Source organism: Ketobacter sp. MCCC 1A13808, from assembly GCF_009746715.1.
GTDB lineage: Bacteria > Pseudomonadota > Gammaproteobacteria > Pseudomonadales > Ketobacteraceae > Ketobacter.
This window is the reverse complement of sequence record NZ_VRKW01000004.1, coordinates 282,830-299,883: the sequence shown is the minus strand read 5'-3', so window position 1 is coordinate 299,883 and position 17,054 is coordinate 282,830. Positions and strand designations below refer to the sequence as shown.

The following is a 17,054-nucleotide window of genomic DNA, read 5'->3' as shown; positions in this document are numbered from 1 at the left end:
TTCAACAACGCTATTCGGTTCTATTTTTCGGGTGCGTCGTCGTCGCTTTCCGGCTTGTTCATATGCAGTTCCATCTGTGGAAATGGAATGCCTATGCCTGCTTCATCAAATGCGTATTTCACTTTTTCTGTTGTATCCCACATAACACCCCAGAAATCTGCAGCTTTTACCCAGGGGCGCACCACAAAATTAACAGATGAATCCGCCAGTTCAGATACCGCAACCACTGGAGCGGGCTCCGGTAAAACGCGTTCATCCTGCTGCATGATTTCCACCAGAATGTTCTTGGCCTGACGTATATCTGCATCGTAGGCAATCCCGAACACCATATCGACGCGTCGTGTGGCTTTGGCAGAGAAATTCGTGATAGCCCCGCTGTACACCTGTCCGTTCGGTACAATCACTTCTTTGTTGTCCGGTGTTTTCATATTGGTAGTAAATATACCGATATGTTCCACAACACCCATTACCCCACCTGCTTCAATGAAGTCGCCTTCCTTAAAGGGCCGAAAGACGATTAGCATGACCCCCGATGCAAAGTTTTGCAGTGAATCCTTTAAAGCTAAACCAACGGCGATACCGGCAGCACCCAATAAAGCAACCAGAGACGTGGTGTCGACTCCCAGTTGTTCCAGGGAGGCAATGATGACGAATAACATCAGTACCCATTTGAGTATGGAGCCGACGAAATTAATCAGCAAAGAATCCATACCGCCTTTTGCCATGGCATGACGTGCGATTTTAACAACGATGTTCGCAACAATACGACCGATAATGAATACCAGTATCGCCATTCCGATACTAATAGCCCACTCCAAAAGCAGTTCTTGTGAAAAGTCTTTTGGTATTAGATCTTCAAGCATAGTTTTGCCCTCCTGTAAGTTAGAAGGGCAATCTTTACAAATGCCGATTAAGAAATCTATGATTAGTTCAATAATTAACGCTTGCCTTCATGGGCACGTCTGCGTTTTGGCCTGAAACAAAGGTTTCGCTCTGAAACCATTCAATTGCGTCCCGCACTGATATGCGGACATCTTGCGATTGGTATCCCAGTTCCTTGCGCGTATCGGTGCTGTCCCTAAACGCAAATCGAGACAGGTACTCCAGCTTGTTGATCTGGATGTTTGGAGCGAAAACAAGGCAGCGAATCGTATAGGTTGAAGGGTGTCTATTGCGTTGGATAGCGCTATCCTGTTCATGCTGTATAACTTTTTTCGGATATTGAGTATGCGGGAGGATCTGGCGACCGAATACGGCTGTTCAGAATGAACCTATGTATCCCAGGCTTGAACGGAGGGGAAAGAATGACCGAGATTGAACCGCCTAGCGGGTCATTACCGGTTGCTTGTTTTGACGGCGTACATTCTTTCATCGGCAAGTTTCAATAAAGCAGATCGACTTCCGCTTTCAGAATAACTGCTGCTGCCAATGCTTAGATCGGAGTTGGGGAAGCCTTGATTATCCAGCTCGTTGTGTAAGCTGGACAGGTTCCACATCATCTGTTTACGAGATAAAATGACGAACTCGTCCCCGCCAATGCGGTAGATATGTTGCGGATTAATTTGTTTGCTGAGCCAGCGTGCGACCAAGGTGAGTAGTCGGTCGCCTTCGTTGTGTCCGTTGCGGTCATTAACCTGCTTCAATCCGTCCACATCAATGAAGGTCAGAAAGAATTCCTGCACAACCCCATCGTGGTATCCGGCTTCCCAGGCGCGGACGTCGCGTTCAAATGCGGTACGGTTCGGCAGTCCGGTCAGGCGATCGGTGGAGGCTCGTTTATCCGCGTGCTGCCTCGATTTACGGAGGAAATTGATGCGGTCAGCCAGCGCTAATGCCAATGCGACAGCGTCAATTAGCTGAGCCCATAACGCCCACAGCATTTGATTTTCGAACAGGCTGTTACCCGCCAGACTGCCGCCTAGAATAAACACCAACACGGTACTCATGATGGCAAATCCGGCGACATAGAATCGAGCAGGTCGATACCCTTGTTTGTAACGCCAAATGCCCAATAGCAACATTACCGTCAACCATGCAAACGTGGAACCGGCCAGGATCTGATAGTAAAGCTTTATAGGAAGAAACAGCCCCACAACACCACAGACCACCAGGGCAATTGCGAAAGCCTGGATAAAATAGGTGATTATTCCGGAGTTCGGCAGCCTTAAAAAGGTGATAGCAAACATCAGACTGGCGGCGCCCGCGATATAGAAGGGAAAGTATAGCGTGCTCTGGTCAAGGCCTACGTTGAAGCAATAAAGCATAACCTTGAATTGGACCGCCCATGCGAAAGTGCACAGTAGTTGGTAGCCTGCATACCAGATAAAAGAGGGATCACGGGTCGGGAAGTACAAGAACGCATTGTAAACAACCAGTGCCAACATCGCACCGAGTGCGATTAAGATCATGCTGGAGTAATTGAAGTGTCGTGAAAAAAATTGCTTTTGCGGCATAAGGGTAAGAAGTGCCGTTTCAGCGATATAGGGAGCCTGCACGTTGACCCAGATTGTGGTGGCATTATTGGTGGCCAGGGTCAGCGGCACGGCGCTGGTCAGATCAAACGGATAGGTTCGTTTAAATCCGTTTTGTCCAATGCGCAGTTGCCTGCCATTGCGGCTATAAACGGTAACCTGCTGAACCAGAGAATTAGTGGTGTTGATGAACCATTTTTGTTGTTCATTGCGATTAACAATGTCGAACCGATACCAAAGGTCTGTGCGCGGGCTGATCGCTGTCACTGGAACCAGTGCCGAAGTGTCCGGCATGGTTCGGGCATCGTGATCGAACGGGCCTGCGGGATTCCACAGTGGGTCTGATTGAAGCGTGCGGGTACGGGTATCCGTTAGCTCAAGCACATTTGCCGCAATAACGGAAGTAACGGTTCCGCTCAGCAGGAGCAGAGCGAGTATTGGCATAAAAAAGCGGTTTAAATACGGCATAATCGCAAAAAAGCCTGAAATGGGTGCGGACTCTGAAGGTTAAGGGTTATCGAAACTCACCTCGTTCACGCCAGGCCTGAACAAAAAGGACAGCTCCTGTAGTGATTGGTTTAACGTGGGCAAGAATGATTGGGCGAAAATATCCAATATGGTGAGTGCGTTCAAAGTAGACTCCGACGCAGATGCTTTTTTTAGTCGTTTGGCAATGTGTTGATTCACTATATGTATATGCTCATAAACTTGTTTTAAATCGGTGAAATGGTTTTCAGATTCGGGTTCGACAGGGTCGAAAAACTGAAACAGTAAAAAAGTCGCGCAGGCCCGAAACAACGTTTCGTCCTGAGTTGCGAAAGGGAGGTGGAACCATGCCATGGGTTTAAAGAAACCGGTATGCGGGCAGCCGCTGGTCGCCATGACCAAACCGATAAGAGAGCGGTACGCTTCCTGAACGGTAGTTTGACTTTCGATGGTCATATTGTCTTTATGCACTTTCAGTTGTACCGATTCAAAAGCCGGGTGAGCGCTAAAGCCTAAAATTGGTGCAATTCGCCGTGCCAGAGGGCAGTGTTCGCTGGTCTCTGGATTGAGCGGGCAATGAGGGCACTTGTCTACTTCCAGGTTTGTCCACTCAGGAGCTTGCCCCAAGGGTGCCGGGTGCTCAAGGGTATTAGGGTCGATGTCCACCTCATATTGAAAATTCTCATGAGATTTAAAGATGAACTCGTACCGTACCCGCTTGATGAAATTTCTGTCCATGTGAATTGGCCTTGATATCAATGCATACTGGTAAGTATAGAATTAAATTGAAAAAAACCAGTGAGAGGACAGTAATGGGGCAACAAATTGTTGTTCTGGCAGGCGGTGGGCACGCTCATATCGAAGTGATCCGGCGTTTTTCCGGGCAAATGCCGAATAAGGCAGCACAGAAAGCGATTCGTTTGATGTTGATTAGCCCCGCCAGGCACTGTGTGTATTCCGGAATGGTCCCCGGCGTGATGGCCGGACACTATGAGGTTAAGCAGGCTTTGATTGATTTGTCAGAACTGTGCCGGGAACATAATGCGCGCTGGGTTCAGGGGGAAGTGGTTCAAGTGGACCCGGCAACCAGACAGCTGGTTCTGAAAGACGGGCGCAGGGTCCGATATGATGTTGTATCGCTTGATGTGGGCAGCGCAACGAATACACAGGGTCTGTCGGGTGACACAAGCAAGTACGCTGTTAAACCTCTCTTGTCGTTTTTAGAGCGTTGGCAAGGGTTTGTCTCTGGTGCGGGACAGGGCGAAGGCAAAAAACTATTAGTCGCCGGAGGTGGGGTAGCGGGCATTGAGCTGATATTGGCAGCCAAGCATCGGTTGCCGTTTATAGAAGGCTACTTGGTTAGCCGCAATGGCATCCTGGGTTCGCACAACCCACGGGTGAAGCGAGCGGTTAACTTCGCCCTTAATCGCGAAGGCATCCGGGTGATGGAGCAATTAGACGTTGTTGCTGTGGGTAAGGCAGAAAAATACGGTGGAATCGTGACGCACTTGTCAGATTCGTCCACACTGACAGTGGATTTTTTATTACTGTGCACAGAGGCTCGTGCCCATTATTGGTTGGAGTCCGGTGGCTTGCCCACTGCAGAATCAGGTTATATACCGGTGAACTCCAACCTTCAGATAATCGGATACCCCGGCCATTTTGCGGTGGGCGACACTGCGGCATTTAACCCGCCTCTTGCCAAAGCCGGTGTCTACCCGGTTCGGCAGGCACCGGTGTTGTCGTATAATCTATTCGCCTATGCCGAAGGTAGGCCGCTGCGCCATTACCGCCCGCAATCTCATTTTTTGAATTTGATTGCCACCGGAGATCAGCGTGCAATTGCCAGCCGCGGATGGTTTTATTGTCGCGGCCACTGGGTATGGAAATGGAAAAATCGAATCGATCAGAAATTTGTGAGGCAATATAAAACGTGAATCGTAATTTTCGGATTCCGGAACCCTTTTTCATTTTATCCCAGGCCATGCGCAGTGCCGGTTTTCGTTTGCCCGTGCTGGTGGAGGGTACTTCCGAATGGTGTTTTCGTTGGGTGGCCGATTGCCTGGAACAACTTCAAACCGATTGCATTGATCATCAGGTATTGTGGTTCTCCCATCGCGCACCGGACAGTGCTTGGCGTCTTGCTGAGAACCGGGTTCACCATGAATTGGGTCGTGAAGCGGATTACCTTGTGTTTGACGGTTTTTCCGGTGTTAACGTTGATGCGCTAGCGGCTATGAGCGGAGCACTCAAGCAGGGGGGGAGCATGTTCATTCTACTTCCCCCGTTGTCCGAGCTGCCTGAATTCGAAGACCCTTTTTATGAATCACTTGCCGTTGTTCCTTGCACAGCGAATCAGGTAACCCATAATTATCTTACAAGGTTGGCCGGAATACTAAGTTCTTCACGACAAGTGGTCCGAGTCCGGCAAGATGAAAGATACATTTTTCCTACCCATTTGCCTGAGCCCGCCAAAGCGACGTATTGGATCTGCAATAACGAAAGGATACAGCCAGAGCCGCTTTCTGAATCCGGCTTTGCTATAACGCCGGATCAACAAGAAGCCGTGCAAGCGGTATTGGGAGTATTAAGCGGGCATCGGCGCAGGCCGCTTGTTTTGCTGGCGGATCGCGGCCGAGGGAAAAGTGCAGCAATCGGGTTGGCGCTGAAAGCGTTACGGGGAAAAGAGAAAACGATCGCTGTCACCGCACCCAGGCGTGAATCCGTCGAAACACTGATGCGTTTTGCGGATCCGGATCAATCCGCTTACGTCACGTTCTATGCTCCAGACTACCTGCTTGACACTTTGCCGGAAGCGGATTTACTGGTGGTCGATGAGGCCGCAGCGATTGCGCCGGACCTGTTAGTAAGGATGCTAAAGCATTACTCGCGCGTGGTTATGGCGACGACAGTGCGCGGTTATGAAGGAACAGGACGAGGCTTCGAAATCCGTTTTCAGAAGTTATTGGATCGCGAATATCCGGGCTGGAAAAGACTAAATCTGATAGAGCCCATTCGTTGGCAGCCCGGAGATTGGCTGGAAGATTTGATTAATTCAGCGCTCATGCCTTCAGGCAACGCTGTCTCGGCGACCTGCGATCCGGGTTCTGTCGAATTTTCCGAACTGGAATACGAAAGCCTGTCGGAAGCGGAGTTGGGTGATGTGTTTGAGTTATTGACCAACGCACACTATAAAACACGGCCGGCGGATCTGCGCACCCTAATGGATGGGTCAAACGTGCGCACCTTTATTTTAAAAGCAGGGGCTCAGTTGGTTGCCGTTGCCATGGTGGCAGAAGAGGGGAAATTGCCCACCGACCTGTCGCACCGGATCCTGCAAGGTCAACGTCGACCGAAAGGGCATATATTGCCACAAACTTTGGCTGTTCATCTTGGACAGGAGGACGCGTTGCAGATGCGACATTGGCGGATTATACGCATCGCAGTCCAGCCGTTTTGGCACTCGCAAGGCTTCGGCAGCCAGCTACTCGCTCACTTGCGAGTGAAGGCTGAGAAAGAACGGGTAGATACTCTTGGTTCGGTATTCTCTGCTAATTGTCAGTTATTGTCATTTTGGAGGCGTAATAATTTTCACCTGTTAAGGATGGGCTATACGCGGGAATCGACAACCGGAGGCTACTCTGCGCTGGTTGTGCAAGCCTTGTCGGAATATTCGGCACCGATACACGCTTGTGCAATGACCCGATTCAGCGAGGATTTGCCCCGCAATTTAACCGATGTACACCGTGCCTTGCCGGTCGATCTAGTGCTACAGGTCGTTTTTATGGCTGCTCAGCAAAGTGCAGTTAATGTTTCGCTTTTGTCCCGTGATCAACGTTTTCTTAGCGATTATCTGGCAGGTTATAAAACTTACGAAAATGGCTCTGCAAGTCTTTTTCGTTGGGTTTGGTATTGGTTATGGAACCGATTGCCACATTGGAAGACTGTGGCTGAAGTACCATGGCAAACGTTCGAGGTGGTGATTCTTAAAGTCATTCAAAACCGAAGCTGGTCGGAAATTGTTGAGATGATGGAGTTGACCGGAAACAAGCAAGCAAGGAAGCAGCTGAAAGAGGCATTGTCGCAGCTGACAACAATTGATATCGAATCGGAGTATAAATGAAAAGGCACTATCTCACGCATTTCTTCGAACCCAATGCCATCGCGGTGATCGGGTCCAGTGAGCGTAGCGAATCCATTGAATCCAGATTGGCCGAGCGTTTGAAAGAGCAATTTCGTGGCAAAGTCTGGCTTATCCAGCCTCGATCCCGGGGGTTGCTCAGCAGTGGTAAATCCAAAACCTTCAGCTCAGTCGACCAGATCCCCGGCAAGGTGGATCTAGCCATCATTGTCACCGGTGATTCCGAGGTGGCTGAGCAGTTAAGGCGTTGTGCCGACGTTAAAATTGACTCTGTGGTGGTCTTGTCACATATCGATGAGCAGGAGGGTTTCCTCAGAAAACAAGTAATCGAAAATTTGCGACGTCAGGCGATTAACCTGGAGATTCGCATGTGGGGACCGGATGGCTATGGATTCAACCGGCCGATTAACGGCATTCGCGCCACCTTGGATCAGGTGGATGTGCGGCCGGGCAAAATCGCATTGATTTCACATTCAAGTGCAATCTGCCGGGCGGTGACCGATTGGGCAAACGCCGCGGGCTTGGGTTTTTCCGCCATAATTTCGCTGGAGCAGGCGGCCAGCGTACATGCAGGCGATATATTGGATTTTCTGGTCATCGATGAGCAAACAGAATGTATCCTAATGTTTGCAGAAGGTGTCCAGGATTCCAGAACGTTCCTTTCCGGGTTGCGCGGGGTTGCACGTAGCAAACCGGTGATCATTTTAAAAACCGGGCGTCACATGGAAATTACCGGTTCGCACTTGTCCCATACTGGCGCACTGGTCGGTAACGATACCGTTTTCAACGCAGCGTTGGAGCGGGCCGGGATCGTACGGGCTGATTCAATGACCGATTTATTTTTGGCAGCGCGTGCGTTTCCCATTCATCGCAGTGTCCGCGGTGATCGCCTTGCTGTTATTTCGCTGGGTTTGGGGCCAGCGCTGATGGCCTGCGATAAGGCCCTGGATCTGGATCTACCATTAGCGAAGCTGGATAAAACCAATGAAGCCAAGCTGGCGTCACTCATTTCAATCAGTTCAAGCGAAAATCCGGTCTACAGCAGTCAATTCCGTTTGGATGAAGAATTCGTGGAAGCCTGTAACACAATCGCCACCGACAGTAACGTTGATTTCCTGGTGATTCTGATCACACCACCACGAGGCGAGGTAATTAAGGATATTTATGACCGCTTGCAAAAAATACAAAAGACCAGCTACAAGCCCATCGTTGTTGGTTGCATGGGTGGGGATTCTTTGGCGGATCTGCGAAGAAACCTTCAGCAACGGGGTATCCCGGTGTTCTCCTCACCAGAGAACGCGATCAAGGCTGCAAAGTATCTGACTACCTACTTTAAAAACCGTACCTATCTGATACAGGCTCCATCCTCGCTGGAACACCTGGCAAAACCGGATATAGAAGGTGCTCGTTTAATAATTGAGGGCGTACTTCAGGAAGGGCGTAAGATTCTCAATCAGCTTGAATCCAGGGCGGTGCTGAAAGCGTTCAATATCCCGATTAATCCCAGTTGGAATACGCACTCTGCGAACGAAGCGCTGGTAGCGGCAGAGTCCATTGGTTTTCCGGTTGTATTGAAAATTAACTCGCCGGATATCAGCCATAAAGCCGATGTGTCCGGGGTTTCCTTGAATGTGCATAATGCGCCTGCAGTACGGTCTGCCTATAAAAAAATAATTGATGATGTAACCGCGAAGAAACCGGATGCCAAAATCAACGGGGTTATAGTCGAAAAAATGGCGGTATCCGATTGCAATCGCGAATTGTTAATGGGGATAAAGCACGACGATGTATTCGGGCCCGTTATCGTGTTCGGCCACGGTGGCAGCCTGGTGGAAGTGCTGCAGGATATCGCCATTAGTTTACCGCCTTTAAACCCGTTATTGGCTTCGTCCCTAATCGACGGGCCGAAAGTCTCCCAGATGTTGGGACAGTTTCGTAATATGCCCGCCGTGGACCGTAAACTGTTAGAGAATATTGTTTTGCGCTTATCTGAAATTGCCAGCGAATTGCCTTGGGTGAAGAATTTGGAAATCAACCCGTTGGTGATTGATGACCAGCGTGCGCTGGTTCTGGATGCCCTGATTGAGGTGGATTACATCCCGCCCGCTCAAAAGCGTTACGAACATATGGCGATTCATCCCTACCCGGTATATCTTGAAACGGAGTGGCAATTACGTAACGGAGTTGATGTCAAAATACGCCCCATCCGACCGGAGGACGCGACCATGGAGCGGGCATTCATCGAAAGTTTGTCTGAAAAGTCCCGTTACTATCGGTTTATGCATAATGTAAAACGGGTGACACCGGAAATGCTCGCGCGATTTACTCAAATCGACTATCACCGGGAAATGGCGCTGGTTGCTCTGGTGGAAGAAGCTGGTGAGCAACGTGAAATTGGCGTTAGCCGCTACGTAATAAACCCGGATGGGGCGAGTTGCGAGTTCGCGGTGGTCATTCTGGATCAGTGGCAACATACCGGCATCGGCTACAAGCTGATGGAGTTGTTAATTGAGGCGGCTCGCAATAAGGGTATGGAATATATGGATGGAATTGTGCTGCGAGACAATATCCCGATGCGTAAACTTGCCCGGTCTATGGGATTCGATCTCCGGGATCATGAACAGGATGAAGACATCGTTTACATCATTAAAAAACTTTAAGCCGAATGAATATTGATAACAAGAAGCCACTACTATGCTAACCGCTTTTCTCAGTCACAAAGATTGCGAACTACATGATATGGGGGGCGGCCATCCGGAATCTCCGCTGCGTATCGCCGCTATCCGCGACTACCTGATGGAACGTCAGTTATGGGATGTGCTTAATCATATCGATGCACCAAAGATCGATAAAAAACACCTTTACCGCGTCCACAGTCGTGACTATGTGGATTCAATATATCGACGTTTTCCCAGCAAAAAAATGCAGTCATTGGGTGAGGATATGGTGGCCAACCAATATACCCTGGATGCGGCGCTGAGGTCTGCTGGCGCTGTATGTAAGGCTATTGACCTGGTGTTATCCGGCGATGCGAATAACGCTTTTTGCTCGGTTCGCCCGCCGGGGCATCATGCGGAAAAAAGCCGAGCCATGGGTTTTTGTGTGTTCAGCAATGTGGCGGTAGGGGCAGCCTATGCGATTCACAAACACGCACTCACGCGGGTAGCGATACTCGATTTTGATGTACATCACGGCAACGGCACAGAAAATATTTTGCAATACGATGAGCGTGTGCTGTTTTGTTCCAGTTTCCAATATCCCTTCTATCCTTTCGTCATTCCCGACCAAACACGTTCTAATATTGTGCATACGCCGATGCATGCAGGCACCTGTAGTCAGGAGTTTCGTCAGTGGATCAGTGAAACCTGGCTCCCAAAATTACGGGCGTTCAGTCCACAACTTATATTGATTAGTGCCGGATTCGACGCGCACCAGGCTGACCCGTTGGCTGACGTGTTTCTGGATGAGCGTGATTACGGCTGGATAACCGATGAAATAAATAGCGTTGCGCAAGCCAGTTGTGCTGGCTGCATTGTTTCAAGCTTGGAAGGCGGATACGATTTAACCGCGTTATCGCGATCCGTTTACCAGCATATAAAATCCCTGGCCGGCGTTTAATGATGGCAATGTGCTGTCTGTACCACCCTTGATTTCAATCTCAATAGAATGCTAATTTCGTTGCCGTTGTTGCTCGAATTGAACTGACCATTCCAATAAAAAAGGCGAAACGCTCATGTCGATTCAACACAGATCGTCCGCATCAGGCTCGTTTTCTGTCGCGATGATGAATACGATTATACGCTCTCCGCTTATGCCCGAACTAACAGTCGATCCCACCAAAATTAAAAAAAGCCGCGCCAGCATGGATTTTTTCGGCAAGCTGATGCCGGTGGCAAGAGGGGTCGTGGTCAGGCAACAGAAAGTAGGCGGGGTTGAATGTGAAATTCACCAACCGAATAATGCTCCGGCAAATCGGGTGTTGATTTATTTTCATGGTGGCGGGTATTCCCTGGGCTCGCCTCGAACCCATCGACATATCGTATCCCGTCTTGCATCTGAAGCGGCCTTGCGGGCAGTAGTGCCGGATTACAGCAAATCGCCGGAAGCGCCGTATCCTGCGCCGATTGAGGATGCTGTGGCAGTGTATAAAGCAATTCTGGATCAAGGGATAAAACCGGCCAATGTGTTTCTGGCCGGCGATTCGGCGGGTGGCAATTTAGTGTTGGTGACCCTGCTAAGGTTAAAATCACTGGGATTGTCGATGCCCGCGGCTGCCTGTTGTATATCCCCGTGGACTGATCTGACCGTCAGTGGTAATACAATTAACACCAAAACCGATACGGATCACATGCTCAGTGGAACGCTGCTCAATCAATTCGCAGACAACTATTGCCTTGGCTTGGGGCAGGGCGCCCGCCGGGACCAGCCCGGTCTATCTCCGTTATTTGCTGATCTGTCGGGGTTGCCTCCACTGCTGATTCAGGTGGGTTCAGAGGAAGTGCTTCTGGACGACGCGTTGCGCTTTACCGAGAAAGCCGAAGCCGCTGGCGTAAAGGTTAGTTTGCAGGTGTGGGAAAAAATGCAGCACGTTTGGCATCTCCTTTTTTTGTTTGTTAAAGACGGTAAACTGGCGATATCGGAAATGGCACACTTTCTTGATCAGTCGGGCTAAAGCCGGCTGCCTGGTCATGACACTCATCTGCATCCTCGTTGATAATCGTTTACATTTGCATTATATTTGAGCGCACCTCTGTTGCGACTAATTTTCGCACATCTGGAGATCCTCCCGGGTCTTCCGATTTCTTTATCCACACGAAACCGTCGTTATCAAACCCTATTCGATTTCGGAAGTTGCACGGGATGACCTTGCTGGGAACGCTGGCAGGGGGTATCTGATTCACTGACTGGAGAACAGCATGCACCGTTTTAAGAAAGTCGCCTTGGCTACTGCTGTAGTGAGCTCAATTCCGTTAGCTGCAGTTGCTGACACCTCAAAAACCACCATCACTGGTGACGCTGTGGTGGATCACTATGGAGCCATTGCCTACGCCGTCTTTACCGACTCGCTGACAACAGCAAAACAATTACAGTCCAATATCGAAGCATTGCTTTTTGAGCCAAGCCAAAAGACCCTGGATCAGGCTCGTGCAGCATGGCTGGCTGCCAGGGTTCCTTATCAGCAATCGGAAGTGTTCCGCTTCGGTAACCGTATCGTCGACGAATGGGAAGGTCAGCTGAACGCCTGGCCCTTAGACGAAGGCTTGATGGATTATGTTGACACAGGCCGCTACCACCATGAAATGGGTAATGCCGGAGCCACAGCCAATATCATCGCCAATACCTCGATTACGATCGGTGGCAAAAAAGTGGACCTTTCAGAAATTACACCGGATGTGCTCGGTAGCCTGAACGAAATTGGCGGATCTGAAGCCAACGTTGCGACCGGTTATCACGCAATAGAATTTTTATTGTGGGGGCAGGATCTGAACGGGACCCAGGCCGGTGCGGGTGACCGGCCTTATACCGATTACGTTGTCGGTAAGGGGTGTAGCCATGGCAACTGCGACCGGCGGGGCGAGTATATCCAGGCTGCAGCTCAGCTGTTAGTAAATGATCTTGCTTACATGCAGGGCCAGTGGGCGAGCGATAAAAAAGACAATTACCGTGCAAAACTGAATAGCGATAACCCTACAGCAGGGCTAACCAAGGCTTTATTCGGGATGGGCAGTTTAGCGTTGGGGGAGTTGGCTGGTGAAAGAATGAAAGTCGCCCTAACTGCAAATTCCACCGAGGATGAACATGATTGTTTCAGCGATAATACCCATCACTCCCATTTCTATGATGTGAAGGGCATTGAAAATATTTATTTCGGACATTACGTCAGGGTGGACGGGACGACGCTAGCCGGTCCGTCCATAGCCGATTTGGTGGAAAAGTCCGACCCCGGACTGGCCGATGCCACGCGTACACAATTCGGAAAAACGATCGCAGTGATGCAATCCATTGTGGATATGGCGGAAGACGGAACCAACCCTATGAAATTTGATCAAATGATCGCGGAAGGCAATAGCAAAGGTGCGGCAGTTATAGAGCATGCGATTACCAGTTTGGTGAATCTTACCCGTCAGATCGAAAAAGTCTCGTTCGCAGTGGGTATTGAAAACCTGAACCCCGATACAGCGGATCATGATTTTTAGAATGCAGATTGAATTACCACGAAGCAGATTAAAGCGTGTTTTTATTGCCGGTATGCTCGCTTTAACCAGTGGTCCGGTAGTTGCCTTTCCGGCAGCGACCGGAGGGTCCACCAGTGTGAACAAGCAAGATGCCAACGCATTCTCACTACCCTCTGCCAACATGTCATTTGAAAACAGAATTGATTTCAATGTTGGCAATAGCTTTTTTCGTAATCCCTGGGTTATAGCGCCGGCCTCGACCGGCGCACGGGACGGGTTGGGTCCTCTGTTTAACACCAATGGGTGTCAGAACTGTCATATCAAAGACGGCCGTGGACACCTGCCCCAACCTGGTGAAGACAATATGGTTTCTATGCTGGTCCGCATCAGTATCCCCCCTGCAACCAAAGAGGACTGGAAGCGGGTGCACGAGTTAGGTGTTATCGCTGACCCCGTGTATGGCGATCAGATTCAGGATTTTGCGATTCCCGGCGTCAAACCCGAAGCCAGCATCAAACTTAGTTTCACAACCAAAACCATCACCCTGGCAGACGGTGAAAAGGTGGAACTCAGCAAGCCGATTGTAAGCTTGGGCGACTTCGCCTATGGAGACCCCCATCCCCAGTTGTCGACTTCCCTTCGTTTAGCTCCTCCTATGATTGGCTTAGGGTTGCTGGAAGCAATACCAGAGTCCGAACTGCGAAAGTTAGAAGACGAGAGCGATAAAAACGGAGACCAAATCTCAGGGCGGCTGAATCGAGTCTGGGACAGCGCCCGTAAAGGGTACACTGTCGGGCGCTTTGGCTGGAAAGCGGAACAACCATCGTTACGGCAACAAAATGCAGCAGCATTCAGCGGGGACATCGGCATCACTTCCTCCTTAATTCCCGATGAGTCCTGTACCCCGGCCCAAAAGGAATGTAACGAACAGCCATCCGGCGGCAGTCCAGAAATTACGGATAAGCTATTGGACCTGGTTACATTCTATTCCCGTAATTTGGCGGTGCCATTGAGGCGGGATATAGAGGACCCTGAGGTTAAAAAAGGCGAACAATTGTTCCGCTCTATCGGTTGCATGGACTGCCATAAAGCCCCGTTTACCACCGCCGATCTTGTTGAACACAAAGAGCAAGGCAAGCAGATTATTTATCCTTTTACTGATCTCCTATTGCACGATATGGGCGAAGACTTGTCGGATAATCGGCCGGTGTTTGCCGCCAGTGGCAGAGAGTGGCGTACGCCGCCTTTGTGGGGGCTGGGTTTGACCCGCGTGGTTGGCGATGCGGAGCATTATCTGCATGATGGTCGCGCCCGCAGTCTGCTGGAAGCGGTGCTTTGGCATGGAGGAGAAGCCGAATCCAGTCAACAGAAGGTCGTTAACATGACAACAGAACAACGTAATGCCCTGATTAGATTTCTAGAGTCCTTATAATGAAAATGACACGAATAACAATTTTGATCCTGGTCGCTTTGCTAGCGGTGTCTTGTTCGCAGCCCTCGGCAGAGGATAAATGGATGCAGTTTGTTACACAGACTGTGGGTAAACAGTATCAGGACTTCGCTGATGAAAGCTCAGCCTTGGCCGCTGCTGCAGGCGGGTATTGTGGTAGAGACGGAAATCCGGAATCGGATTTACAGTTACTGCAACAACAATGGCTGAAAACGATGAGTGCCTGGCAAACAGTACAGTGGGTCCGCTTTGGGCCTATTGTTCAGAACAACGAAGATTGGCGCATTCAATTCTGGCCGGATAAAAAAAATCTGGTTAGTCGTAAAACACAGCAACTATTACAGAAAGACGAGCCGATAACCGATGCGGTAATTGAAAGTGCCAGTGTCGTCATACAAGGGCTGAGTGAGTTGGAGTTGCTACTTTTTGATGAGGAATACACGCCGGTTTACGCTGCAGACGATCCGATGGCGCAACGGCAGTGCCAGTTATTGGAAGCGGTTAGCAATCGCTTAAAGAAAACCACCAGCCAAATAGCGGCAGATTGGAAAGATCCGGCGGCTAATGAGGAATGGCTGAATACCATAGCCGATCAAGACGAAAAACAGCTGGCATCGCTGCGTAACGGAAAAATAGTTGATTCGATTCTGGCGCAAGTGGAGCGCGTAAAGGTGGATAAGCTGGGCGGTCCGTTGGGCTTTAAAAACCGGAGCAAACAAGCCAACGGGTATTTTTCCGAATCCTGGCGCAGTGGCAGTTCGCTTGAAAACGTCAAGCACAATTTAGCTGCGATCAAAGCTTTGTTGGCACACCCGGATGAATACGACCTTTCGGATTATCTGATAGAGCATGATCAAGCGGAACTTGCGCAAAAACTGGCAGCTAGCCTGGATAGTATTCTCACCCAGATTGAGGCAGTGGATGCTGATCTGAAAGTGGCAGTGACGCAACCACAGTCGAAAGCGGAAATAGCCAAAATCTACGATCAGGTGAATGGCTTAAACCAAATACTGCGTGAGCAACTGGCCCCCGCCCTGGGTGTGGTATTGGGATTCAATTCAAACGACGGAGACTGATGGTGGCGGTACTGGATCGTAGAAGATTCTTAAGCAACTCTTTTACGTTTGTTGCTGGTGGATTCGCGCTATCGCTGACTGGATGTGAGCAGTCCAAAGCGAGGTCCTATACCGGGGCCATCTTATCCGGATGCGATGATTTCAAAGGACAACATTATGCGGCATGCGTGGGAGCAGAAGGGGATTTACGTTTTCTGGTACAGGTCCCGCAGCGAGTGCATGGATCGCTGGCGGATGTAGCGAACCAGGTCGCGTTCTTTTTTGCCCGTCGACCAGGTAACGAAATGTACCTTGTGGACATGAGCAGCGGGAAATTGCTCCATACGATTCAGTCCGCACCCGACCGGCATTTCTATGGGCATGGTGTACTTAATGCCACAACCGGTTTACTTTACACAACTGAAAACAATATGAACGACCTGAGTGGCGTGATCGGCATCTATCAAGTCGGTAACGCGGAAGGTGTTCCGGAAACGGTCACCCGAATCGGGGAATTCAGCAGTCATGGAATCGGGCCCCATCAATTGGCGTTGTTGTCAGATCAACAGACGCTGGTGGTCGCAAACGGCGGCTTGCAAACCCATCCGGATTCCGGCCGCAGAATTCTCAATCCGGAGCACATGGATTCCAATCTTGCCTACCTGGATTTACAGGAGGGTACGCTTTTGGAGAAGCATTCTCCTCCGCACCGTAAAATGAGTATACGGCATCTGGATGTCTCAGCAGATGACAGCGTCGTAGCCGGAGTGCAGCACCAGGGTGAACTCACTGATGAAGTACCGTTATTGGTCAGTCACCGATTGGGCGGGGAGATGCATTGGTGGTCCATGCCGATAGCGCTACAGCTTCAAATCAAACAATACATTGCGAGTATTGCCGTTGACCAAGCCGGTCAGATTGCCATGGTGAGCTGTCCCCGTGGCAATGTGGTTACCAGTTGGGATATTGCTCGCGGAACGTTGCTAGGAACCCTGCGCAGTGAAGATGCAGCGGGCCTTTTCCGCAGCCACGCCGGAGCAGGGCAGCCGCCCGCCTGGCAGGTTACTAATGGCACCGGGGAAATTTATTCACTTCAGGTCACCGATGGCCGGATGATGCGGCGCTCGCCTCATCACCTTAATTTGCGCTGGGACAATCACATTACGCTGATATAGCGGTCCACTTTAGTTAGCTTGCTTCACTTCCATTGAACGTCACACATAGGCCACGCGGGATATCTCCGTGTTGTATATTGGCGAATTTATGCTACATTGT

Annotated in this window: 12 protein-coding genes; 9 read left to right on the top strand and 3 right to left on the bottom strand. The window is 50.1% G+C overall.

The features are described from left to right. Nucleotides 1-20 precede the first annotated feature (20 nt). From FT643_RS10635 to FT643_RS10625, 3 genes are all read right to left on the bottom strand, one after another. On the bottom strand, nucleotides 21-863 hold the full coding sequence (locus tag FT643_RS10635) for a mechanosensitive ion channel family protein (RefSeq protein ID WP_156871370.1): 843 nt from the start codon (nucleotides 861-863) through the stop codon (nucleotides 21-23). 471 nt (nucleotides 864-1,334) lie between these two features. Continuing rightward, nucleotides 1,335-2,939 (bottom strand): sensor domain-containing diguanylate cyclase, encoded by a 1,605-nt coding sequence (locus FT643_RS10630; protein ID WP_156871369.1) that lies wholly within the window; start codon nucleotides 2,937-2,939, stop codon nucleotides 1,335-1,337. 39 nt (nucleotides 2,940-2,978) lie between these two features. Further along, nucleotides 2,979-3,695 carry a DUF6901 family protein gene (locus tag FT643_RS10625; RefSeq protein ID WP_156871368.1) on the bottom strand — a complete coding sequence of 239 codons (717 nt, stop codon included), beginning with the start codon at nucleotides 3,693-3,695 and terminating at the stop codon, nucleotides 2,979-2,981. A gap of 74 nt (nucleotides 3,696-3,769) precedes the next feature. Here FT643_RS10625 and FT643_RS10620 point away from each other — a divergent pair, with 74 nt between their 5' ends. The 9 genes from FT643_RS10620 to FT643_RS10580 all read left to right on the top strand — a co-directional run bounded on the left by FT643_RS10620 (nucleotide 3,770) and on the right by FT643_RS10580 (nucleotide 16,954). Continuing rightward, nucleotides 3,770-4,894 (top strand): FAD-dependent oxidoreductase, encoded by a 1,125-nt coding sequence (locus FT643_RS10620; protein WP_198043478.1) that lies wholly within the window; start codon nucleotides 3,770-3,772, stop codon nucleotides 4,892-4,894. Then, nucleotides 4,891-7,080 carry a tRNA(Met) cytidine acetyltransferase TmcA gene (locus FT643_RS10615; RefSeq protein WP_156871366.1) on the top strand — a complete coding sequence of 730 codons (2,190 nt, stop codon included), beginning with the start codon at nucleotides 4,891-4,893 and terminating at the stop codon, nucleotides 7,078-7,080. The genes FT643_RS10620 and FT643_RS10615 overlap by 4 nt, the downstream gene beginning before the upstream one ends. Next, complete coding sequence (locus tag FT643_RS10610; protein ID WP_156871365.1) at nucleotides 7,077-9,758, top strand: bifunctional acetate--CoA ligase family protein/GNAT family N-acetyltransferase; 2,682 nt, start codon at nucleotides 7,077-7,079, stop codon at nucleotides 9,756-9,758. Before FT643_RS10615 ends, FT643_RS10610 begins: the two co-directional genes overlap by 4 nt. Nucleotides 9,759-9,792: 34 nt before the next feature. Next, nucleotides 9,793-10,716 (top strand): histone deacetylase family protein, encoded by a 924-nt coding sequence (locus tag FT643_RS10605; RefSeq protein WP_156871364.1) that lies wholly within the window; start codon nucleotides 9,793-9,795, stop codon nucleotides 10,714-10,716. Nucleotides 10,717-10,831: 115 nt separating this feature from the next. After that, a complete protein-coding gene (locus tag FT643_RS10600; RefSeq protein WP_156871363.1) occupies nucleotides 10,832-11,770 on the top strand; it encodes an alpha/beta hydrolase in 939 nt (312 codons plus the stop codon). A 244-nt stretch (nucleotides 11,771-12,014) separates the two neighbouring features. After that, on the top strand, nucleotides 12,015-13,295 hold the full coding sequence (locus FT643_RS10595) for an imelysin family protein (protein WP_156871362.1): 1,281 nt from the start codon (nucleotides 12,015-12,017) through the stop codon (nucleotides 13,293-13,295). A 1-nt stretch (nucleotide 13,296) separates the two neighbouring features. After that, nucleotides 13,297-14,706 (top strand): di-heme oxidoreductase family protein, encoded by a 1,410-nt coding sequence (locus tag FT643_RS10590; RefSeq protein ID WP_156871361.1) that lies wholly within the window; start codon nucleotides 13,297-13,299, stop codon nucleotides 14,704-14,706. A gap of 83 nt (nucleotides 14,707-14,789) precedes the next feature. Further along, on the top strand, nucleotides 14,790-15,800 hold the full coding sequence (locus tag FT643_RS10585) for an imelysin family protein (protein ID WP_198043477.1): 1,011 nt from the start codon (nucleotides 14,790-14,792) through the stop codon (nucleotides 15,798-15,800). Further along, nucleotides 15,800-16,954 (top strand): DUF1513 domain-containing protein, encoded by a 1,155-nt coding sequence (locus tag FT643_RS10580; protein ID WP_156871359.1) that lies wholly within the window; start codon nucleotides 15,800-15,802, stop codon nucleotides 16,952-16,954. The genes FT643_RS10585 and FT643_RS10580 overlap by 1 nt, the downstream gene beginning before the upstream one ends. Nucleotides 16,955-17,054 lie beyond the last annotated feature (100 nt).